At 60.6% G+C, this 21504-nt stretch carries 29 protein-coding genes and 1 tRNA gene; 20 read left to right on the forward strand and 10 right to left on the reverse strand.

The window, feature by feature from the left end; all coding sequences use genetic code 11:
- The 5 genes from ACX3VQ_RS09650 to pspF form a co-directional block, all read right to left on the reverse strand.
- Complete coding sequence (locus ACX3VQ_RS09650; protein ID WP_462580857.1) at positions 1–753, reverse strand: DUF448 domain-containing protein; 753 nt, start codon at positions 751–753, stop codon at positions 1–3.
- A complete protein-coding gene (nusA, locus tag ACX3VQ_RS09655; RefSeq protein WP_462573047.1) occupies positions 734–2398 on the reverse strand; it encodes a transcription termination factor NusA in 1665 nt (554 codons plus the stop codon). Before nusA ends, ACX3VQ_RS09650 begins: the two co-directional genes overlap by 20 nt.
- Positions 2398–2982, reverse strand: coding sequence for a ribosome maturation protein RimP (gene rimP / locus ACX3VQ_RS09660; RefSeq protein WP_462580858.1), 585 nt, complete (start codon positions 2980–2982; stop codon positions 2398–2400). The genes nusA and rimP overlap by 1 nt, the downstream gene beginning before the upstream one ends.
- Positions 2983–3182: 200 nt before the next feature.
- Positions 3183–4064, reverse strand: coding sequence for a hypothetical protein (locus ACX3VQ_RS09665; RefSeq protein WP_462580859.1), 882 nt, complete (start codon positions 4062–4064; stop codon positions 3183–3185).
- A 178-nt stretch (positions 4065–4242) separates the two neighbouring features.
- A complete protein-coding gene (gene pspF, locus ACX3VQ_RS09670; RefSeq protein ID WP_462580860.1) occupies positions 4243–5307 on the reverse strand; it encodes a phage shock protein operon transcriptional activator in 1065 nt (354 codons plus the stop codon).
- Between the two features lie 152 nt (positions 5308–5459).
- Here pspF and ACX3VQ_RS09675 point away from each other — a divergent pair, with 152 nt between their 5' ends.
- The 10 genes from ACX3VQ_RS09675 to ACX3VQ_RS09720 all read left to right on the forward strand — a co-directional run bounded on the left by ACX3VQ_RS09675 (position 5460) and on the right by ACX3VQ_RS09720 (position 9353).
- A complete protein-coding gene (locus ACX3VQ_RS09675; protein ID WP_462573042.1) occupies positions 5460–5612 on the forward strand; it encodes a hypothetical protein in 153 nt (50 codons plus the stop codon).
- Entirely contained in the window at positions 5609–6556 is a 948-nt protein-coding gene (pspA, locus tag ACX3VQ_RS09680; protein ID WP_462573041.1) for a phage shock protein PspA, read from the forward strand. Before ACX3VQ_RS09675 ends, pspA begins: the two co-directional genes overlap by 4 nt.
- 3 nt (positions 6557–6559) lie before the next feature.
- A complete protein-coding gene (gene pspB, locus ACX3VQ_RS09685) occupies positions 6560–6862 on the forward strand; it encodes an envelope stress response membrane protein PspB (RefSeq protein WP_462573040.1) in 303 nt (100 codons plus the stop codon).
- Positions 6859–7236, forward strand: a complete 378-nt coding sequence (gene pspC / locus ACX3VQ_RS09690; protein ID WP_462573039.1) for an envelope stress response membrane protein PspC — start codon at positions 6859–6861, stop codon at positions 7234–7236. The genes pspB and pspC overlap by 4 nt, the downstream gene beginning before the upstream one ends.
- 24 nt (positions 7237–7260) lie before the next feature.
- Entirely contained in the window at positions 7261–7572 is a 312-nt protein-coding gene (locus ACX3VQ_RS09695; RefSeq protein WP_462573037.1) for a hypothetical protein, read from the forward strand.
- Positions 7572–7922 (forward strand): hypothetical protein, encoded by a 351-nt coding sequence (locus ACX3VQ_RS09700; protein WP_462580861.1) that lies wholly within the window; start codon positions 7572–7574, stop codon positions 7920–7922. Before ACX3VQ_RS09695 ends, ACX3VQ_RS09700 begins: the two co-directional genes overlap by 1 nt.
- Positions 7919–8200, forward strand: coding sequence for a hypothetical protein (locus ACX3VQ_RS09705; protein ID WP_462580862.1), 282 nt, complete (start codon positions 7919–7921; stop codon positions 8198–8200). Before ACX3VQ_RS09700 ends, ACX3VQ_RS09705 begins: the two co-directional genes overlap by 4 nt.
- A gap of 29 nt (positions 8201–8229) precedes the next feature.
- A complete protein-coding gene (locus ACX3VQ_RS09710; protein WP_462573032.1) occupies positions 8230–8463 on the forward strand; it encodes a hypothetical protein in 234 nt (77 codons plus the stop codon).
- Between the two features lie 133 nt (positions 8464–8596).
- Positions 8597–9004, forward strand: coding sequence for a SufE family protein (locus tag ACX3VQ_RS09715; protein WP_462573091.1), 408 nt, complete (start codon positions 8597–8599; stop codon positions 9002–9004).
- Positions 8979–9353, forward strand: coding sequence for a YbaN family protein (locus ACX3VQ_RS09720; protein ID WP_462573030.1), 375 nt, complete (start codon positions 8979–8981; stop codon positions 9351–9353). Before ACX3VQ_RS09715 ends, ACX3VQ_RS09720 begins: the two co-directional genes overlap by 26 nt.
- Here ACX3VQ_RS09720 and ACX3VQ_RS09725 read toward each other — a convergent pair whose 3' ends face one another.
- Positions 9354–9863 carry a sterol desaturase family protein gene (locus tag ACX3VQ_RS09725; protein WP_462573028.1) on the reverse strand — a complete coding sequence of 170 codons (510 nt, stop codon included), beginning with the start codon at positions 9861–9863 and terminating at the stop codon, positions 9354–9356.
- 30 nt (positions 9864–9893) lie between these two features.
- Positions 9894–10292, reverse strand: a complete 399-nt coding sequence (locus tag ACX3VQ_RS09730) for an acyl-CoA thioesterase (RefSeq protein ID WP_462573027.1) — start codon at positions 10290–10292, stop codon at positions 9894–9896.
- Between the two features lie 118 nt (positions 10293–10410).
- Here ACX3VQ_RS09730 and leuC point away from each other — a divergent pair, with 118 nt between their 5' ends.
- The 9 genes from leuC (at position 10411) to ACX3VQ_RS09775 (ending at position 16574) form a co-directional block, all read left to right on the forward strand.
- Positions 10411–11844 (forward strand): 3-isopropylmalate dehydratase large subunit, encoded by a 1434-nt coding sequence (gene leuC / locus ACX3VQ_RS09735; RefSeq protein WP_462581203.1) that lies wholly within the window; start codon positions 10411–10413, stop codon positions 11842–11844.
- Positions 11845–11883: 39 nt separating this feature from the next.
- Positions 11884–12036, forward strand: coding sequence for an isopropylmalate isomerase (locus tag ACX3VQ_RS09740; RefSeq protein WP_462573025.1), 153 nt, complete (start codon positions 11884–11886; stop codon positions 12034–12036).
- 27 nt (positions 12037–12063) lie between these two features.
- Entirely contained in the window at positions 12064–12903 is an 840-nt protein-coding gene (locus ACX3VQ_RS09745; RefSeq protein WP_462580864.1) for an N-acyl homoserine lactonase family protein, read from the forward strand.
- Positions 12903–13505, forward strand: coding sequence for a 3-isopropylmalate dehydratase small subunit (leuD, locus tag ACX3VQ_RS09750; RefSeq protein ID WP_462580865.1), 603 nt, complete (start codon positions 12903–12905; stop codon positions 13503–13505). The genes ACX3VQ_RS09745 and leuD overlap by 1 nt, the downstream gene beginning before the upstream one ends.
- Complete coding sequence (locus ACX3VQ_RS09755) at positions 13502–14500, forward strand: NADPH:quinone oxidoreductase family protein (protein WP_462580866.1); 999 nt, start codon at positions 13502–13504, stop codon at positions 14498–14500. Before leuD ends, ACX3VQ_RS09755 begins: the two co-directional genes overlap by 4 nt.
- A 69-nt stretch (positions 14501–14569) precedes the next feature.
- The gene (locus ACX3VQ_RS09760; protein ID WP_462573019.1) at positions 14570–14893 is read left to right on the forward strand and encodes a DUF1476 domain-containing protein; all 324 of its coding nucleotides are present in this window, start codon (positions 14570–14572) and stop codon (positions 14891–14893) included.
- A 4-nt stretch (positions 14894–14897) separates the two neighbouring features.
- Entirely contained in the window at positions 14898–15137 is a 240-nt protein-coding gene (locus tag ACX3VQ_RS09765) for a BolA/IbaG family iron-sulfur metabolism protein (RefSeq protein ID WP_462573017.1), read from the forward strand.
- Between the two features lie 30 nt (positions 15138–15167).
- On the forward strand, positions 15168–15497 hold the full coding sequence (gene grxD / locus ACX3VQ_RS09770) for a glutaredoxin family protein (RefSeq protein WP_462573016.1): 330 nt from the start codon (positions 15168–15170) through the stop codon (positions 15495–15497).
- A gap of 294 nt (positions 15498–15791) precedes the next feature.
- Positions 15792–16574, forward strand: a complete 783-nt coding sequence (locus ACX3VQ_RS09775) for an NUDIX hydrolase (RefSeq protein ID WP_462580868.1) — start codon at positions 15792–15794, stop codon at positions 16572–16574.
- A gap of 308 nt (positions 16575–16882) precedes the next feature.
- Here ACX3VQ_RS09775 and ACX3VQ_RS09780 read toward each other — a convergent pair.
- Positions 16883–16959, reverse strand: a tRNA-Arg gene (locus ACX3VQ_RS09780).
- 61 nt (positions 16960–17020) lie between these two features.
- On the opposite strand from ACX3VQ_RS09780, the gene ACX3VQ_RS09785 reads away from it, so the two are divergent.
- Positions 17021–17764 carry a queuosine precursor transporter gene (locus ACX3VQ_RS09785; RefSeq protein WP_462573014.1) on the forward strand — a complete coding sequence of 248 codons (744 nt, stop codon included), beginning with the start codon at positions 17021–17023 and terminating at the stop codon, positions 17762–17764.
- A gap of 6 nt (positions 17765–17770) precedes the next feature.
- Here the strand turns inward: ACX3VQ_RS09785 and ACX3VQ_RS09790 are convergent, their stop codons facing one another.
- A complete protein-coding gene (locus ACX3VQ_RS09790; protein ID WP_462580869.1) occupies positions 17771–19333 on the reverse strand; it encodes a Ppx/GppA phosphatase family protein in 1563 nt (520 codons plus the stop codon).
- Positions 19330–21483, reverse strand: a complete 2154-nt coding sequence (locus ACX3VQ_RS09795) for an RNA degradosome polyphosphate kinase (protein WP_462580870.1) — start codon at positions 21481–21483, stop codon at positions 19330–19332. Before ACX3VQ_RS09795 ends, ACX3VQ_RS09790 begins: the two co-directional genes overlap by 4 nt.
- Between the last annotated feature and the right edge of the window lie 21 nt (positions 21484–21504).

Raw genomic sequence — 21504 nt, forward strand, 5'->3', positions numbered from 1 at the left:
TCACGCGTTCAATTGTTCGTCCTGGCATCCGGAAAAGCCCGGTTTGCCAATGTCTACGGAGGGCAAGGTGCCCTCCAGAAAATGCAGCAGGCGTCCCAGAGCCCCCAGGACTCGCCCCGCCGCGGCGCTGTCATTCAGCGCCAGGTGGACGACATTGTCGCGGCCCAATGCCACAGACAAAGCCGCCCGGTCCAGTGGCAAGACAATGCCACGCTCGCCGCTGCCCTCCGCATCGCGCCCCACGCGCCATGCCTGGTCAAGCTTCTTGCGCCCGTCCTCGCTGGCATCGCAGGCATGCAGCAGCAGTTCGGCCCGCCCGCTGCGGGCCTGTTCTTCGATGCGCGCGGTGCCCAGCACGACATTGCCGCAACGAAGTTCCAGCCCCAACCGGTCAAGCAGCGCCTTTGTCAGCGCTGTTTCGATCCGCGATGGTAAATCGGCCGGAATTTCCAGCCTCGCACCCTTGAAGGCCCGCATCAGCGCAGCCTTCAACTGGCCCTTCGCAAGCGCAGTTTCAAGTTCGGTGCGCCTGACCCCAAGCCAGGCCCCCCTGCCCGGAGCCTTTGCATGTGCATCCGGCAGGACAAGACCTTCCGGCGAAATCGCAAGCCGGATCAGTGATCCGCGCGTAGCGACCTTGCCAGTAAGGATGCAGCGGCGTTCAGGACAGGACTTGGCAGGCTCGGATTTGGTCCGTGCCTTGGGCGTGTCAGCGATGCCGGACGTCAGGCGCTCATTGGGTGGAGTCCGCATCGGCGGCCTCCTGGGTTGGTGCCTCGTCGGTCGCAGCGGGTGCTGCTTCCACTTCGTCTTCGAACCAGTGCGCGCGGGCGGCCATGATGATCTCATTGCCCTGCTCTTCGCTCAGGCCGTATTCGCCCAGCACACCGCCCTTGTCCTGCTCGCGGATCGAGGGGCGACGCATCGGCGGGCCGTCGGCATTTGCACGGCGGCGCGGCGCTTCGCGCTTCTTCGCGATCAGTTCATCGGTGGCAAGATCGGCCAAATCGTCAAGCGTCTTGATGCCCGCCTTGCCCAGCGTCACCAGCATCTGTTCGGTAAGATGCGGAATCTCGGCCAGATCATCTTCCACGCCGAGCTCGCGGCGTTCAGTGCGCGCGGTCTCTGTGTGGCGGTCAAGCGCTTCCTTGGCGCGGTTCTGCAGCTCTTCAGCCAGCTCCTCGTCGAAGCCTTCGATCGAAGCCAGCTCGTCCATTTCGACGTAAGCCACTTCCTCAAGCTCGGCGAAGCCTTCCGCCACCAGCAGCTGCGACAGCGTTTCGTCCACGTCGAGTTCTTCCTCGAACATCTTCGAGCGTTCGGCAAATTCCTTGCTGCGCTTCTCGCTCGCCTCTTCTTCGGTCATGATATCGATCTGGTGACCGGTCAGCTGGCTGGCGAGGCGCACGTTTTGGCCGCGGCGGCCGATTGCCAGAGAAAGCTGGTCATCGGGCACGACCACTTCGATGCGGCCTTCTTCCTCGTCAAGCACTACACGGGCGACCGTTGCCGGCTGCAATGCATTGACCACGAAGGTCGCCGTGTCTTCGCTCCAGGGAATGATATCGATCTTCTCGCCCTGCAGTTCCTGCACCACGGCCTGAACGCGGCTACCCTTCATGCCGACGCAGGCACCGACCGGGTCGATCGAGCTGTCGTGGCTGATCACACCGATCTTAGCGCGGCTGCCCGGATCGCGCGCAGCGGCCTTGATTTCGATGATGCTGTCGTAAATCTCGGGCACTTCCTGCGCGAACAGCTTCTTCATGAAATCGGGGTGCGCACGGCTTAGGAATATCTGCTGGCCGCGATTGTTGCGTTCGACCTTGGTGATCAGCGCCCGCACACGCTCACCGACACGGGCGGCCTCGCGCGGGATCTGCTGATCGCGGCGGATCACGCCTTCGGCACGCCCCAGATTGACGATCACATGGCCGAATTCGACCGATTTGATCACGCCGGTGATGATTTCGCCCGCGCGGTCCTTGAATTCCTCATACTGGCGCTCACGCTCAGCATCGCGGACCTTCTGGAAGATCACCTGCTTGGCGCTTTGCGCATCGATACGGCCCAGATCAACCGGAGGCAGGGGATCGACGATAAAGTCGCCCAGCTTCGCATCGGACTGCAATTTCTGCGCAGCCTTCAGATCGATCTGCTTGAAATAGTCATCGACCTCTTCAACCACTTCAACCACGCGCCACAGGCGCAGGTCTCCGGTTAGCGGATCGAGCTTGGCACGAATATCGTTCTCCGCACCATAGCGCGAACGCGCTGCCTTCTGGATCGCCTCTTCCATCGCTTCGATCACGATCGACTTGTCGATCATTTTCTCCGAAGCAACAGCATTCGCAATCGCGAGCAGTTCTGCCTTGTTGGCGGAAATTGCGGTGGCCATCAGTCTTGAGCCTCTTCTTCTTCTTCAACGATGTCTTCAACACCGCCAATCACTTCTTCTACACCAGAAGTGTCGAGCGGCCGAGTGGCGGCAATAAGCTCGTCGGTCAAGACCAGCTGTGCCGAATGAATCATATCGAGCGGGAATGACACCACGCCCGCCTTCCTGTCATCGATAGTGACCATGTCACCATCAATCCCTTTCAGGGTGCCGCGCAGATTGCGCTGGCCATCCCATGCCCTGTCCATGCTGACCCTGGTCTCGTGCCCTGCCCAATTAGCATAGTCTTTGGGCCGCGTCAGCGGGCGGTCGATACCGGGCGAACTGACTTCAAGGTGGTAAGCGCCCGCGATCAGCACTTCACCGCGTTCTTCCAACGCGTCCATCGCATCGGAAACCCGCCGCGAAAGCGCGGCGCATTGTTCGATCACCAGCTGGCCCGTCGCCGGGTCTTCAGCCATGATCTGCAGCGCCTGGCCACCGTCACCAGCTTCAGACGGCATCATCTTTACGCGCACCAGATCAAAGCCGAGAGCTTTCGCTTCGGGCTCGATGATCTGCGTAAGGCGCGTGATGTCCGCCATTTATTCTCCATTCTGCATGACATGTGCGACAAGGCCTTTTGGGCCGGCCCCTTGCGGCGCCAGCATCCAAACCTTGTATCGACAATGTCGGGATGGCGTGCAGATAGGCGGCAGATCGATTCTTTGCAAGCACCAAAGCAAAGGGGGCCGCGCATCAGGCCCCCATTACAATAGTCTGGTGCAGTTAGTTACTTGCCTGATCAATTATCGAAATGATGATCGCCACTGTGCTGGCGAACAACAGGCCCGTCATGGTGCCCCCCCTGCTCGAGGGCTTCCTCGATCGTCCATGTCACATGGGTGATAATTCGATATCCGTTCATCTCGCGCTCGAACATGAAAGGCTTGCCATTGGGCAGATAGTCGATCGGGGTGCCCCATGTGTTCTGGGTGTTCCCGACAGAGGGCAGTTTGGCCGGTTTACCGCCACCGCCGCCACCTTTGCCGCCACCTTTGCCGCCGCCGGTCGAGCCGCCACTGACAGTATACATCGCTTCAAGCTGGTCATAGTCGTGCTGGTCGGGCGTGGTATTGCCCGCTGGCCAACTGGTGTATTCCATGCATGACGTAGTGGCATCAGTATTGAAATTTTCGTTTTGATGCGCCAGCCCGTAATCGTGGCCTATTTCCTGACAGGCCACGAGCTGTTTCCAGTCCTCTGAATTGTACCGCGACTGGGCAAAATAAAAATCATTGAGCTTGGTGGAACCGGCGATGATCTCGTTCCCGTTGATCGAAATGCTGGCAATTCCAAGCCACCCATTGCTGCCATAATCATCGCTGCAAACGTGGATCTGGCCGGTAATCAGATCGCAACCAGGGTTATTGCCGTTTGTGACCGAGCCGTCGATCCGGCTTGATACATTCCAGTCTGCCGAAGCATCGGCTACACGGTCTGACCAGCTCCGACCGGTTTGATCGTGCCCCGCGCGGCTTGTATTGTCATAGATCACAACATTGATCGGCGTACCATCATAAGCCCATTCATATTTGCGCCATTGGTGCCGTGCATCAGCCACGGTAGCAACCAATGCGATCGCCGATACGGCCATCGCAGCCCCAATTCTTACCTTGGTTTTCATAGGATCAGCCCTCCCTGAAAATGGACCGCAAAGCTACATGCCTGCACGGCACCCGGCAACGGCCCCCAATCCCGCTTGCATCATATCCCAACGGGTGAATTTTGGCAAAACCCGGGCCTGATGAGCTGTGCGACACTTACTGCGCGTGGGATAGAGGCGGCCAAAAGCCGGGCTGCGTTCAACTTTCCTCAGTTTCCTGCATCAACCCATGCTTCTTGATGCAATGCCTCAGCTGGTCATAGGTCAGGCCCAACGCCTTGGCGGTCTGCCGCTGGTTCCAGCGATGCTTGCCGAGTGCATGCTCCACGATGGCGCGCTCATGCGCGTCCACCGCGCCGCGCAGATCGTCAACCGCGTCAAGATCAAGCGGCGCAGCGGCAGTCGGCGCGGCGTCCGCATTCCGACCGGAAGCTGGGGGGGATTTCGACTGCCCCTGTTCAGCCTTGCGATGGCTCGGCACAAAGGGCTTCCACGGACTGTCGAACGGGTCAAACTGCACGTATCCGATCGGTTCCGCCGGATTATCCCAGCGATAAACCGCCCGTTCGATCACGTTGCGCAGCTCGCGCACATTGCCGGGCCACTCATATTCATCGAGCTGGCGCTGCACATGCGGCGCAATTCCGGGCCACTCGTGCCATTCGAGCTCGGCCGCCATGCGCCGCCCGAAATAGTCCGTCAGCACGCCAACATCGCCTTCTCGCACCCTGAGCGGTGGCAAGGTGATCACTTCAAAGCTCAGCCGATCAAGCAGGTCGGCGCGGAACTCGCCGCGTTCGGCCATGCGCGGTAGATCGTCATTGGTGGCGGCGACGATCCGCACATCGACCCTGATCGGGCGCGAGGAGCCGATCCTTGTCACTTCGCCATATTCGACTGCACGCAGCAATCGCTCTTGCGCTGCCATCGAAAGGTTGCCCAGTTCGTCGAGAAATAGCGTGCCTTTGTCGGCTTCCTCAAACTTGCCCGCGCGAGCTTTGGTAGCACCGGTGAATGCCCCCGCCTCGTGCCCGAACAATTCGGCTTCGATCAGCGTTTCGGGCAACGCGGCGCAGTTCAACACGACCAGCGGTTCGCCCCAGCGAGTCGAGAGGTGATGAAGACGCTCCGCGATGAGTTCCTTGCCAGTCCCGCGCTCGCCAATAACCAGCACCGGGCGGCTCATCGGCGCGGCGCGACTGGCGCGCTCGACGGCATCAAGAAAGGCCCCGGACTGGCCAATGAACTGGTTTTCGCGCTTCATGGCCCAATCTATAGTGAAATCCCCCAATCCTTGGCAACAGAAACCAATCATCCCGGATCGGTGAGCTATCATCTATTTGTTTTATCGCACTTTTTTTAGTTTGGCACACTGCTTGCTGAGTAATGAACAAACCGCAAAGGAGTGTTCGAGCAATGTACGACCGCCGCTTTTTCCAGAGCAAGCTGGGACAGGCCGCCCTGGCAAGCATTTCCGCGATGGTCGCATTCGTCGCCCTCAGCGCACAGATGCATGCCACGCCAGCTTTCGCTGCCGCTACGCAGTGCGAAATGGTCGAAATGGCATGACCAAGCCAACCGAAAATTCCCCTTTCGGGCCGGAGCGCTCTGCCCCCCCCCTGAAATCTTCAGGTGAGAGCGATCCCGCTGGCGCCAAATCCAGTCCTGGCGACAGTGCTCCGGCCCAACCCCTTTCCCGCGAGCTCCCCCAGCGACGCACGCGGCTCGATGCGGAAATCGAACGCCTGCGGCAGAGCCCCACCCCCACCCAGTCGCGCAAGCGTTCGACTGACGATGAGAGTTTTTTCAACGGAGTAGCCTTCATGGGCATTTTCAGCCGCACACGAGATATTATTGCCGCCAACTTCAATGATATGCTCGACAAGGCCGATGACCCGGCCAAGATGATCCGCATGATCATCCTCGAGATGGAGGAAACGCTGGTGGAAGTTCGCGCCAGCGCGGCACGCACCATCGCCGATCAGAAAGAGATGCATCGTCACATCGTCAAGCTTGACCGGCTCCAGGCCGATTGGGGCGAGAAGGCCCAGTTGGCGCTGAGCAAGGATCGCGAAGACCTGGCCCGCGCGGCACTGGTTGAGAGGAAAAAGGCGGTCGACATGGCTGACCAGCTCAAGCAGGAGATCGCGGTGCTGGATGATGCGCTGCGCGCTTATGAGGAAGACATCCAGAAGCTGCAGCATCGCCTGCGCGAGGCGCGCAGCCGCCAGACTGCAATTGCCGCGCGGCTCGAAAGTGCGGAAAACCGCGTCAAGCTGCGCACGCTGATGAGCACCGAGCGGACCGACGAAGCGCTCGCCCGCTTCGACCAGCTCGAGCGCCGCGTCGATTATGCCGAAGGCCGCGCCGAAGCGCTGAGCATTGCCGACCAGTCAGGCAAGCCCAGCCTTGCGGACGAAATCGCCGCGCTCGAAGGTGCGGACAAGATCGACGAAGAATTGGAAGCAATGAAAAAGGCGCTCGGCAAAGACGGCGCCGAAAAGGAGGGCTAAGCCATGGATTTCGAAAGTGTACTGGCGATCTTTGGGATCTTCATTTTCCTCCCATGGATAATCCTCCACTACATCACCAAGTGGAAAACCGCCGCCACCATCACCACTGATGACGAAGTGCTGCTGGACGAACTCTACAGCCTTGCCAAGCGCCTGGACGAGCGCATGGATACCGTCGAGCGCCTGGTGGCCAGCGACAATCCCGATTTCCAACCCAAGCGACTGATCGCCGAACACGAACGCGACAACCAGCAATTGCGCGAACTCGAAAGCCTGATGGCCGAGAAGAAAGGAGCTTCCAAGTGAACAGCCCCCGCACCACGCTTTACCGCGACAAGCACAATGCCAAACTGATGGGCGTATGCTCAGGCATTGCAGATTATACCGGAGTTGACACCTTCTGGGTGCGTCTGGGCGCACTGTTCCTGATCCCGATGACGGGAGGATGGGTAATCCCGGCCTATTTCATCGCTGGCCTGCTGTTGAGCAAGAAGCCGCCGCATCTTTATGTTGACCAGGACGAACAAAAGTACTGGCAGCGCGTGCGCCAGAGCCCGCAGCGCACCGCGCGCGAGATCCGCGCCCGCTTCCGCGACGTTGACCGCCGCCTGGCCGAAGTCGAGCATTATTACGTCAGCAGCAATCCGCGCCTTACCGCGGAAATCGAACGCCTGCGTTGAAATCAGGGAACGGGGAATAGAGTTATGGAAGACATCATCTGGATACTGGTACCGCTAGCACCCTTCCTGATGGTCAGCTTCATTGTCTGGACCAAGCACCAGCAGAAGATCGCCGAATTGCAGGTCAGTACTACCGCCGAGAATACGGCCGAACGCGCGGCGCAATATGCTTCGCAGGTTCAGCGGCTCGAAGACCGCGTGCAGGTGCTCGAACGCATCGTCACTGACAAGGGCTATGATGTTGCCACACAGATCGAAGCACTGCGCGACACGCGCCGTGTGGACGAGCATGACAGCGGCGTGCCGCTGGGCATGGCCAAACGGGAGCGCGCATAATGGACGCGGCAATGCTTGAAGTATTGGCCCCCGCGATTGGCGTTGGCGCAGTCGCCATGTCGATTGCCTGGGTGATCAACACTTTCATCCGGGTCAAGCACGGCTATCCACTGGAAAACAGCTGGGGCAAAGCCGTCTATCCCAAAAGCACCGAATCCGAAGATCGGGTCAAGCGTCTGACACAGGAAAACGCGCAGCTGCACGCCGAACTCGGATCGATCAAAAACCGGCTCGCCAATGTCGAAGGGATCGTGACCGATAGCGGATACCATTTGACGCATGAAATCAATCGACTGCGTGATGCCGAGAAACACGATATGCTGCCCCAGCAACGGGAAGCCGCACAATGAGCATGTGGAGTGCCATAGTCCTGATCGTGCTGATAGCCGCAGTCGCCGGTGTCATGCGTTCGCGCTACCGCGGCAGCGACCGGCCTGGTTATCATGACCAGGGCCAATCAAGCGCCCGCGAGGCCGAACTACAGGATGAAGTGGAAAGCCTGCGCGAACGTATCCAGGTACTCGAACGCATAGCCACTGACGGAAATTCGGTCGACGCGCGCGAGACGCGCCGGATCGCTGAAGAAATCGAAGGCCTGCGCGACCATCATGGCAAGCAGGACAGGTAGGGCCAAGGGTTCAAGGAGGGCATGAGGGCATGTTTGAACCGACAATGATTATCGCCGCCGCATCGCTGGTAGGCCTGTGCGTGGTTGCCTTTGCGCTGCTCAAGGCCTGGCAGGGCTGGTTGGCATTGAAGCAGCAAGAGCTCGACATTGCGCCGCGTGAAATCGAAGGCGGCGTGGGCAACAGCGCGGCAAGGATCGAGATTGCTGACCTCAAGGAACGCATCAAGAAGCTGGAAGCCATCGCCAGCGGGGTGGATTTGTAATCAGGGCCGCCTACATGTGCAGCATCCCCGGAGATCGTCATTGCGAGGAGCGCAGCGACGAAGCAATCCATGAGCGGATGCGCGCAAGACCCTGGATTGCTTCGCTTCGCTCGCAATGACGAGTATTGAACACTTGCGATCCCTGTCCGATATCCTTGAAGAATACGAGTTCCTTGAAGGCGATGAACGCTATCGCCTGCTGATTGAACTTGGCCGTGAACTCGACGAAATGCCCGATGCCCTGAAGACCGATGCAACGCTGGTGCGCGGCTGCTCGGCCAGCGTTTGGGTCTATCCCACCGAGCAGAACGGCAAGCTGCATTTCCTGGCTGACAGCAATGCCGCAATCACCAAGGGGATCGTCGCGCTGGTAATCTCTGCCGTGCAGGACAAGCCAGCGAGTGAGATCGCCAGGCTCGATGTTACTGCGGCACTTGAGCCGTTCGACCTCAGGAACCAGCTTTCCTCCAACCGCACACAAGGCGTGCCCAATATGATCGCTCTGGTACGCGAGCATGCCGCGCGCATTGCTGCGGGCTGATATGCGCGGGTTCTATCTGGCAGGAGGGATTGCCTCGGTCGCGCTGGCTGCGGTGGGCGCGTTCCTGCCGATCTTGCCGACTGTGCCATTCTTGTTGATCGCGGTTTTCTGCTTTGCCCGCAGCAACCCTGCGTGGGAAAAGAAGATCCTCGATCACCCGCATTGGGGGCCGCAGGTCCTGGACTGGCGTGAACGCCGCGCGATCAACCGCCGCGCCAAGGTGATGGCGCTGGGCGCACTTACTGCAGGGGTCGGCTTCACCTGGCTTACGCTGGGCGCGCCGTGGGTGTTCCTTTCGCTGGCAATTCTGCTGATCTCGGGAAGCTGGATCTGGACACGCAACGAGTGATCAGGTGTCTGCCGCCCCTCGCACGACGGCTATGCCTGCTTCGCGCTGCAACTTGAGCTCGGCCTTCAATTTCGCTGGATCGCGCGCAAAGACAAAACCGAAACTCACCCCACCCTCCTTGCCGATCGTCGCATGGTGCAGCTTGTGTGCCTGCACCAGTCGCTTGGCATAACCGCGCTTGGGCACCCAGCGGAAATAGCGCTGATGGACCAGGCCATCGTGCACCAGTGTGTAGATGATGCCGTAGATCAGGATACCCAGCCCGATCCATGTGCCCGGCCACCACGCCTGCGCCCCCATCACCATGGGCGAGCCAACGGCAAACATGGAAATGCTCATCGCGGCACCAACAATCGCGAATAGATCGTTCTTCTCCAGCGCCTTGTCGTGCGGTTCGTGGTGGTCACGGTGCCACCCCCAGCCGAAGCCATGCATGATATATTTGTGTGACGCCCATGCGACCCATTCCATGGCCACGACCGTGGCAAGAATAATGACGAATGGGATCAACCAGTGGGGCATGGCAAGGCTTATAGCCGATCAGCCGTCCGGGAAAAAGAAGCTGCGCAAATGCTCGCCGATCCGCGCCGGGCGCAAAGTCTGGGCATCGATGCAGCACCAGCTCGATTTGACCTCGGCCAGGACTTCCTCGCCGCGGCGGATCACGGTGTGATAGAATGCGCGCGCACCCTGGAAATGTTCGAGCACGGTCTGTGCAATAACATCGTCCTCGAGGAAGGCGGGCCGGCGATAGGTGATCTCATGCTTGAGCGCGACCCAGGCCTTGTCTGCCACCTCTTCGGCCGGGGCCAGCTTGTTCCAATGCGCCAGGACGGCGTCCTGCACCCAGTTGAGATAGCGGGCATTGTTCACGTGGCCCATGAAGTCGATATCTTCAGGGGCGACCTTGATCGGAAAGGTAAAGGGTTGTGCTGACATGCATGTTAGTTAGGTATGCAAAGCTTTCCTTTCCATGACTATTCAATTCGTGGCGCTCAACTGGCTTGCCAGTGTTGCCGATTGGCCGCTAATCGCGCCGTTGAAAGAGCAGGAACCCATGGCCAGCAACCCGCGCACGTTATACGAGAAGATCTGGGACGCACATGTTGTCGAAACCCGCGATGACGGCACCTCGCTGATCTACATCGACCGGCATCTTGTGCATGAGGTGACCAGCCCGCAGGCGTTCGAAGCATTGCGGCTTAGCGGTCGCAATGTGCGCCGCCCTGATCTCACTCTGGCCGTGCCCGATCACAATTTGCCGACCACCCCGCGCCTGGATGCGAGCGGGAAACGCATCCCGATCGCTGACCCGATGAGCGCGCAGCAGCTTGCCGCGCTCGAAGCCAATGCGCCGGCTTTTGGTATTCGTTACATCGATGCGGCCGCAGCGACGCAGGGGATCGTCCATGTCGTCGGGCCAGAGCAGGGCTTCTCGCTGCCGGGCACAACGATCGTCTGCGGGGATTCGCACACCGCCTGTCACGGCGGGCTGGGCGCCCTCGCCTTTGGCATCGGCACCAGCGAAGTCGAACATGTGCTCGCGACACAGACGCTGCAATTGAAGCGTTCAAAGACGATGGAGGTTCGGGTCGATGGCTCGCTTGGCCCGGGCGTCACCGCGAAAGACCTCATCCTCCACATCATCGGCACCATCGGTGCGGCCGGCGGCACGGGCCATGTAATCGAGTATCGCGGTTCGGTTTTCGAGGCGATGAGCGTCGAGGAACGCCTGACCGTCTGCAACATGAGCATCGAAGGCGGGGCGCGCGCGGGTCTGATCGCGCCGGACGAGACAACCTTTGCCTATATCAAGGGCCGGCCCTTGGCTCCCAAGGGCGAGGAATGGGATGCCGCGCTTGCCTGGTGGAAGACGCTAAGTACCGATGAAGGCGCAGTTTTCGACAAGTCGGTCACTATTGACGCCAGCAAGGTCGAGCCGACTGTCACCTGGGGCACCAGCCCCGAGGACACGGTGGCGATTGGCGGTGTGGTGCCCGATCCGGCCAGCTTTGCCGACCCTTCAAAGCAGACGGCCGCTCAAAAAAGCCTTGAATATATGGGGCTTACGCCGGGCTTGGCGATGCAGGATATTGCGATCGAGAACATCTTTATCGGCAGTTGCACCAACAGCCGGATCGAGGATTTGCGCGCTGCGGCAGCGGTACTGAAAGGGCGCACAAAGGCACCTAACGTGCGCTGGGCGATCGTGGTGCCGGGATCGGGGCTGGTAAAAGCACAGGCCGAGGAAGAGGGGCTCGACAGGATATTTCTCGACGCCGGGTTCGAATGGCGCGAGCCGGGCTGTTCGGCCTGCCTTGGCATGAACCCCGACAAGGTCCCGCCGGGCGAGCGCTGCGCCTCCACCTCCAACCGCAACTTCGTCGGCCGCCAGGGGCCGGGTGCGCGCACGCACCTGCTCTCGCCTGCCATGGCAGCAGCGGCGGCGGTTGCCGGCCATCTCGCCGATGTGCGCCAGTTCACCGCATGATCCCTTGCCCCCAAGCGATAGCGACACCATAGAGAAACCATGACCAAATCGAACAAAGGCAAGGCAGCCCTGGGCGCTGCCGCAATCGGTTCCGCAGCCATCGCCGCTGCATTGCTTTATGCCAGCAAGCGCAAGAAGAAGGACGAGCCCAAGCCCACCATTCCATCGGGCGAAAATCCGGAGACCGATTGAACGCTTGGCGCAAGTAGGGGGGATACGATGATGAAGAGATTTCTTGCCACGATCTTTGCAGCCGCTCTCTCCGCGCCGCTCGCGGCGCAAGACACCCCCGATCTCGAGATGTGGCGGCTTGATTGCGGCACCATCGATTTGAGCGATTCGGAATCGTTTTCCGACGCGCATCTTTACGACGGACAGCCGCGGACTCTGACCGTAAGCTGCTATCTGATCCGCAATGGGGGCCAGTACCTCTTGTGGGATACGGGCCTGTCATCGCAATTGTTGGGCACGAGCTTTACCGATGGTGCCTTCACCGTCTCGCTGGAGCGAACAATCACCGATCAGCTTGCCCAACTGGGCATCAGCCCCGCAGATGTCACCTACGCAGCAGCCAGCCACTACCACTTCGACCATACCGGCCAGCTGGCAGACTTCGCCCAAGCAACCTTGCTGATCGGTGCTGCCGACTGGGAAGTGGTCAAGGCCACGCCAGAGCCCAATCCGCTTGTCGATCCTCGCCCTTTCGCTCCGTGGCTGAGCGAAGAGGCCGCACCGGTTACCGCCATCGGGCAGGACCATGACGTGTTCGGTGACGGATCGGTACTGATCAAGGCGATGCCGGGTCATACGCCGGGCCACACAAGCCTTTTGGTCCGCCTGCCCGAGAAGGGCGACGTCCTGCTGACCGGTGATCTCTATCATTTCGAAGAGCAGGTTACGAACCGTGGCGTACCCCAATTCAACACCAACCGCGCGGATACACTTGCTTCGATGGAACGCTTCAACGCAATCGCCAAGTCGCTTGATGCGACTGTGATTATCCAGCACGACGCGCGTCACCTGGATCGATTGCCAGCGTTTCCAGAGTCGGCAAAGTAATGGAGCCGGTCAAAGAGATCGAGGGGCGCGCCTATCCCTTTGGCGCGAAGAACATCGATACGGACGTGATCATTCCCGCCGAATGGCTCAAGACCATCACCCGCGAAGGCCTTGGCCGGGGCGCCTTCGAAAGCATTCGCGCGCAGGAAGGCAATGTCTTCGACGACCCACACTACAAGGGTTCGCCGATCCTGATCGCGGGCGACAATTTCGGTTGCGGATCGAGCCGCGAACACGCGGCCTGGGCGCTGGGCGATCTGGGCATCAAGGCAGTGATCGCCCCAAGCTTTTCCGACATATTCTCGGGCAATGCGTTCAAGAACGGCATTCTCACCGTGGTGTTGCCGCAGGATGCGGTCGACCGGCTGATGGAAGTCGCCGAGACCGACGAGATAACGATTGACCTTGAGAACCAGACGGTGACGACGCCGTTCCAGGATCGCTTCACCTTCGAGATCGATCCCTTCCGCAAGCACTGCCTGATGGGCGGGCTCGATGAAATCGGCCTGACGCTGGCGCGTGATGAAGCGATTGCGGCATATGAACAACGCCGGGGCCGCGACATGCCCTGGATCGAGAGAGGAACGGAGATTAGCGCATGAAAGCCCTCAGAACCCACGCAATTGGTGGGCCGGAAACCCTGACGCTTGATGAAGTGGAGGTCCCCTCCCCCGGCAAAGGTGAGGTGCTGGTTGCGGTGAAGGCCTGTGCCATAAACTTTCCCGATACGCTGATGATCCGCGATCTTTACCAGTTCAAACCCCAGCGCCCCTATGCCCCCGGAGGCGAGATCGCCGGAGTGATCGAAGCCGTCGGCGAAGGGATCGAAGATTTCAAGGTCGGCGACAAGGTGATGGCCGGGATCGGCAATGGCGGGCTGGCCGAAAAGGTAGTGGTGCCCGCCGGCCGGATGTTCCCCATCCCCGATGGCGTGCCGTTCGAAAAGGCCGCCAGCCTGCTGATGACCTATGGTACCACAATCCATGGCTTGAAGGATCGCGGCCATATCAAGGCAGGCGATACCGTGCTGATTCTGGGGGCTGCTGGCGGCGTGGGCCTTTCCGCAGTCGAACTTGCCAAGGCTTTCGGTGCGCGCGTAGTCGCGGCCGTATCCTCCGAGGAAAAAGGCGAGGTTGCGCGCAAGGCGGGCGCTGACGAAGTGGTGATCTATCCCAAGGGCGAGATGGACAAGGACGCTTCAAAGGCGCTTGCCAATGCCTTCAAGGAAGCTTGCGGCCCTGAAGGCGCGAACATCGTCTATGACATCGTGGGGGGGCAATATTCCGAACCTGCGCTGCGCGCCATCGCCTGGGAGGGCAAGTTTCTGGTGGTCGGTTTCCCGGCGGGCATCGCCAAGATGCCGCTCAACCTGACGCTGCTTAAAAGCTGCGATATTGCAGGCGTGTTCTGGGGCGCGTTCACGGCGCGCGAGCCGATCAAATTCCGCCAGCAGGTGGAGGAGCTGTTCCAGATGATGAAGGATGGCAAGATTGATCCGCTGGTTTCCGAAACCTTCCCGCTCGAGCGCGGCGGCGACGCCATTGCCAAGCTCGAAAGCCGCCAGGCGGTAGGCAAGCTTGTGGTCACCATGGACTGAAGCGGCTTGCCGCCACGGCTTGCGCGCCCTATTTCCAGATAGAACTCAAACCCCAAAGGGACTGCACAGATGACCGATTTCAGGGATCGCGAGCGCGGCGAGGAAGCCAAGTTTGCATTCGACGAGGAAACCGCCTTCAAGATCGCGGCGCGCCGCAATCGGCTGCTGGGTGAATGGGCCGCGGGCCTGATGGGCCTCACGGATGAGGAAACCGACGCCTACAAGAAAGCGGTTGTGCAGGCCGATTTCGAAGAAGCGGGGGATGAGGACGTGATCCGCAAGGTCCTGGGAGATCTGACCGGCGCAGGCTGCGATGTCAGCGAAGCCGACATTCGCAGCAAGCTGGAAGAGAAAAATATCGAGGCTCGCCGCCAGCTGATGAGCGGAGCCTGACCCGATGCCAATGTCTGCCGCTGAAATCGAAGACATGATTACCACCGCACTGCCCGGGGCGGCGGTGGAAATGACCGATCTTGCCGGCGACAATGACCATTGGGCAGCCAAGGTCACCGCCCCGCAGTTCGCGGGCAAGACCAGGGTCCAGCAGCACAAGATGGTTTACGAGGCATTGGACGGGCGCATGGGCGGCGTGCTGCACGCCTTGCAACTGACCACAGCCGTCCCCACTTCAGGCTGACCACGCACACCAACTCCAGGTTTTGATTATATGTCTGACGTCAACGCCCGAATCTCTACCCTCGTTAATGACAATGATGTCGTGCTGTTCATGAAGGGCACGCCGCTGTTCCCCCAATGCGGCTTTTCCAGCCGCGCCGTGGCGATCCTGGACCATTGCGGCATCGCCTATGAAGGCGTCGACGTGCTGCAGGACATGGAAGTCCGCCAGGGGATCAAGGCCTTTTCCGAATGGCCGACCATCCCGCAGCTTTATGTGAAGGGCGAGTTCGTTGGCGGCAGCGACATCATGATGGAAATGTTCGAGGCTGGTGAATTGCAACAGCTGCTCGACGAAAAGCAGGTCGCGAAAACTTCTTAGTTTCTGCACGCCCATCCCTGGAACAAAAAAGCCGCCCCGGGGGTACCAGTGGGGCGGCTTTTCCTGTTCGGGGAGGCTGCGCCGGGGAGACCAGGTGGCGCTGCCTCATTCATCGAAGACTGTTTCGGGTACTCTTCCCTCAGCACAAGGTGTGCCAGTTTCAGAAAACGGCGCTTTCATGCAGAGTCCGATGGTTAACGCCCACGATAACCATGTCGCGTTTGTCAAATTTTCCGACAGGCTCGCATATTTGGTGATTGGCAATTGCTTGCCGCTGCGCTCTTATGCTCGGCAATGAGCGCGCCAGCAGATCCATCACCCAGCGGCATTCCAGCCGCCACTGTCATAATCTTCCGCAATGGCGAGGAAGGGCAACCGCCTGAAATCCTCATGACCATCCGCTCGCGCGAGATGGTGTTCGCGGGCGGCATGGCTGTGTTCCCGGGCGGGCGGGTTGACCCCGCCGATTTCGAGCTGGGGGCGCAAATTGGCGGCGAACTCGATCCTGACGAAGCGGCGCATCAGGTGGCGGCGGTGCGCGAAACGCTGGAAGAAACCGGCCTTGCGATCGGGCTCGCGGGTGAAATCGATGCAGCCAGGGCACACGCCGCGCGGGCATTCCTGCACGAGACGGGCCAATTGACACCGGTGCTGGAGCATTTCGGCTGGGATCTGGATCTGGCGCAGCTGACGCCCTTCGCGCGCTGGTTTCCCAAGAACGAGCGCATTCCGCGCGTCTATGACACACGCTTTTACCTCGCCAACCTGGGCACCGGCGCGGTCCAGATCGAAGCCGACCTGTCGGAAAACACCCATTTGTTCTGGACCACGGCGCAAGGCGCGCTCGATGCGGCCGAACGGGGAGAGATAAAGCTGATCTTCCCGACCCGCCGCAATCTGGAGCGGCTCGCACTGTTCGGCAGCTTCGAGGAAGCGCGCGCGCAAGCCGAAGCCATTCCGGTGCGCACGATCACGCCTTTCATGGACGATGTGGACGGAAAGACCTGGCTCAATATCGGCGAGGACCTTGGCTATCCGGTGACGGGCGAGCCGCTCGATAGCGTTATGCGGGGGTAGCGGCGCAATCGGGCGGCAGTGCGGCAGGATGCCTGATGGCTGGCGCGCCCGGCAGGACTGTCCTCGCCGCTACGCGGCTCGTTCATCTTCGCGCCTTTGGCGCTTCGATTCCGAACTCTGTTCGAGCCCGCGAACGCATCAGCCACCACGCACCCCTGCGGGATGCCTGATGGCTGGCGCGCCCGGCAGGACTGTCCTCGCCGCTACGCGGCTCGTTCATCTTCGCGCCTTTGGCGCTTCGATTCCGAACTCTGTTCGAGCCCGCGAACGCATCAGCCACCACGCACCCCTGCGGGATGCCTGATGGCTGGCGCGCCCGGCAGGACTCGAACCTGCTACCTCAAGATTAGAAGTCTCGCGCTCTATCCAGATGAGCTACGGGCGCGCGCCGGGACCCGCATTAGCGTGCTTTCCCCCCGGTTCAAATGCCGTTAGTCATCCCCGCAATGGAAAAATCGCAAATCCCGGTCGCCACCAGCCACGCGCCGCAAGCCTTCCGCTATTACGATCTGGTGATGGCGGCGTTTGTCGCGATCCTGCTGCTCTCCAACCTGATCGGGGCTAGCAAGCCGAGCTATATCCCGCTGCCCGGCGGCGAAAGCTGGATTTTCGGTGCAGGCGTGCTGTTCTTCCCGATCAGCTACATCATCGGCGACGTGCTGACCGAGGTGTACGGCTATGCCCGTGCGCGGCGCGTGATCTGGACCGGTTTTGGCGCGCTGCTGTTCATGGCCTTCATGGCCTGGGTGGTCGTGTCGCTTCCGCCTGCTGACGGGTGGCCGCATCAGGGTGCCTATGAAGCCGTGTTCGGCAATAGCTGGCGCATCGTGCTTGCCTCCATGACCGCTTTCTGGGTGGGCGAATTCGCCAATTCCTATGTCCTGGCCAAGATGAAGGTTTGGACCAGTGGGCGCTTCCTGTGGATGCGCACGATCGGCTCAACCGTGGTGGGGCAGGGATTGGACAGCCTGATCTTCTATCCGCTCGCCTTCTGGGGTCTGGCCGGCTGGCCGCCCGAGACACTGGCGCAGGTGGTGCTCTCGCAATGGTTGATCAAGACCGCGTGGGAAGCGCTGCTGACGCCCGTTACCTATCTGGTGGTGGGCACCCTCAAGCGCCGCGAGGGAATCGACCTCTACGATACCGAAACCGATTTCTCGCCTTTCGCCACTACCAGCCGCAACGCCTGAACGGCGCTATTTGACGAGGCTGAAACGCGCGTCAGCCTCATCGCTATCCCACACCATGTCTTCCGCCACGATCTCGACCGCCGGCTCAAGCCTTAGCCGTTCGGCCAGCAGCGCAAGGTCTCTTTCGACCGTGATACCGTAGAGGTCGCGGTGACTTTCCTGCAGCCGCAACACCAAGCGTCCCCCGTCACGCATCAACCGGCTGACCTGGAACGACTTGCGCGAACGCGCGCCCACCCGCCGCGCAAGCCGGATCGCAAGGCCCCAGCAGATCGCCTCTTCAAGCGCTTCGGCAGAGGCCAGCTTGGTGAGCGACTTGGGCATGCCGAGCTGGTTGCCATTCGCCGCCGAAGTGGCCGCCATCTGCGCGCGGCCGACCGGATCGATCGCGAGCCAGCGCTTGTGCAGCGCCCAGTCGATCGCTTGCTCGACCCTGAGGTTGGGCTCAATCTGGATCGACGCCAGCGCCAGCATGGTAGCCGCCAGCCGAACCCGTTCACTGCCAGTCTCACCGGTCGGCACCGCCTCGACCGTCCACCCGGCAATGCGTGCCGCAAGCTGGGGCGGCGCACCGCGATGGCCAACAAAGTGCGCCATGCCGGCCAGCAGCGGGTCCTGTGCCTTCTGGTGCGGTTCGAGCCGCCCGTAAAGCAATCCTTCGCGCAGACCCCATGACGAAAACACGACGCGGCTCGGGGCGAGCTGTTTGAGCAAGGCCTGCAACAATACCGCAGCATCGGGCAGAACATCCGCACGGTTCAACGTCAGGCGCGGTATGCTAGCCAACGTCTCGGGCGCCGCGCGCGCTACTCGCCTCGCCAGCAGTGCCGCTTCGTGTGCATCAAGTTCGAAGGCATGCGGGTCTGACAGCGGAAAATTGCGCTCTTCCATCGCGTAAACCGCGAGCGCACGCCATGTACCACCGACAAGATAAAGCGGCCCATCGGTCGGATTGCCCCAGCCGCCCTGCTTGAGCGCCATGCCAAGCCGTTTGCGCATACCGCCTGGCTTGGTTTCGCCCTCGCCGCGATATTCGTTCAGCCGCAATGTGCCAAGCGGCAGAGAGGTTGCAGTGTCGCACATTCCATCGGCGATTCGGACCAGCTCCAGGCTGCCTCCACCAAGATCCGCTACAACGCCCTGCGCGCCGGGAAAGGCACCGATCACACCGCTGGCGCTGACGCCGGCTTCCTCCTCGCCCGAAAGCAGGCGCGGCTCAAAGCCCAGTGCACGCACATGTTCCAGAAACTCCGGGCCATTGTCGGCCTCGCGCACGGCGGCGGTCGCCACAGTCTCGACATCCTGGACACCCAGATCCTCAAGCAGCAGGGCAAAGCGCTTCAGCCCGCGCATGGCCAACTCGATCGAGTCTGCAGGCAGGAGCCCGGTGGCCGCGATTTCGCGCCCGAGCTGGGCGACCACCTTCTCGTTCAGCACCACCACCGGCGCGCGCATTGTGCCGCCATAAACCACCAGACGCACCGAATTCGAACCGATATCGATTATCGCGCGTTCGGCGACATTGCCGGAAAAACTCCCCGCCCGGTCCCGCCGCCGCCGTGCGATCATGCTGGGCGAACCTTGCGCAATGAAAGCTTGGGCACGGCATCGGGATCAAGCGCCTCGCCGCGCCCCGAAAGCGAGGGATTGGTCATGAAATAGTGGTGGCAATTGAATGACCTGTCTTTCGACACCATGCGCAAATACCCCCCGTCGGCCCCCAGCAGCCAGCTCTGCTCGGTATCCAGCATATTCGCGAGCAGCACCTGCTGCAAAACCTGGTCATGTACGGTGTGGTTGCGGATTGGAATGAAGGTCTCGACCCGCCGGTCAAGATTACGCTCCATCAGGTCAGCCGACGAAATATAGACCAGGGCCGCGCTGCTCGGCATCGCCTCGCCATTGGCGAAGGCATAGATTCGGCCGTGCTCAAGAAAACGCCCGATAATCGATTTCACGCGGATGTTCTCGCTCACGCCCTCGACACCGGGCCGAAGGCAACAGATCCCGCGCACCACCAGCTCGATCTCGACCCCGGCCCCGCTGGCTTCATAGAGCTTGTCGATTATCGCCTGGTCAGTCACCTGATTGCATTTGATCCAGATCGCCGCGGGCTTGCCGCTGCGCGCATGGGCAATTTCGCGGTCGATCGCCGCATTGATCTCGGCACGCAGATTGAGCGGCGAGATCACCAGCGCTTCGGTGCCGCGCGGCTCGACATAACCGCTCACGAAATTGAACAGCTTGGCCGCATCGCGCCCGAATTCCGGGGCAGCGGTAAAGAAGCTCAGGTCGGTGTATGTACGCGCGGTCACCGGATGGTAATTGCCGGTGCCGAAGTGGCAATAGGTGCGAAAGCCATCTTCCTCGCGCCGCACCACCATCGCCACCTTTGCATGGGTTTTCCAGTCGACAAAGCCGTAGATCACCTGCACGCCTGCGCGCTCAAGCTGCGAGGCCCACATCAGGTTCTGCTCTTCGTCGAAGCGGGCCTTGATTTCGACTACCGCAGTGACCGATTTACCCTCTTCCGCCGCCGCAATCAGCGCACTGATGATCGCAGACTGATTGCCGGCACGATAGAGCATTTGCTTGATCGCCACCACGTCAGGATCGCTCGCCGCCTGGCGCAGGAAATCGACCACCACTTCGAAGCTTTCATAGGGGTGGTGGATCACGATATCCTTTTCTCGGATGGCCGAGAAGCAATCGCCATCGTGCTCGCGAATCCGCTCGGGATAACGCGGGGTATAGCTTTCGAACTTCAGATCGGGCCGATCGATTTCCACGATCTCGCTCAGCCTCTCAAGCCCGATCACACCTGCGCTCTTGAGCACCAGCGCATCGCTTACGCCCAATTGTTCGAGCAGTATCTGCTCTGCCACCGGATCAAAATCCTGCTCCAGCTCTAGCTGGATCACCGTGCCCCGGCGGCGGCGCTGGATCGCACTGCGGAAAGTGCGAACAAGATCTTCAGCCTCTTCTTCAATCTCGATATCGCTATCGCGCAGCACACGAAACAGTCCGTCGCCTTCTATCGCAAAGCCTGGAAATACATGTTCGGCGAAGCGGCAGATTACATTTGTGATGCTGATGTAACATGCCTCCTCGCCCGGCACGCGCACGAAACGCGGCAGCGCGGGCGGGATCAGCACCATCTCGATCAGCTGCTCTCCGTCACTCTCTCGCGTGAGCGTGAACAGCAGTCCGAGCCCGCGATTGGCAACAAAGGGGAACGGGTGCGCCGGATCTAGCGCCTGCGGGGTGATGACCGGCAGGATTTCTTCAAGGAAATATTCCTTCAGCCACGAATATGCATCGGGTTTTACGAAGTGATCATCTGCGACGTAAATTCCTGCCTGACCCAACAGGCCGTGCAACTCGCTCCATACCTGCTGCTGACGCAGGGATAGCTGGGCAACCCGCTCGCGCACCGCGATCAATTGCTGCTGCGGAGTGCGCCCGTCGATCGAAAGGCGGTCAATTCCGCGCTGCACCTGGCCCGCCAGGCCAGCCACGCGGATCATCACGAACTCATCAAGGTTGCTGCCCGATATGGCGAGGAAGCGCAGCCGCTCGAGCAGCGGATAATTCCCGTTCGAGGCCTCGGCCAACACGCGTTCGTTAAACGCCAGCCAGCTCAGCTCGCGATTGAAATAAAGCTCGCTCGCATCGCGCGGGGCTGCGGTGGGCAATTTCGTGATGGGTTGGCTGCTCATGATCGAACGCTCAGTCTACTA

This window comes from Altererythrobacter chaiwopuensis, from assembly GCF_054957735.1.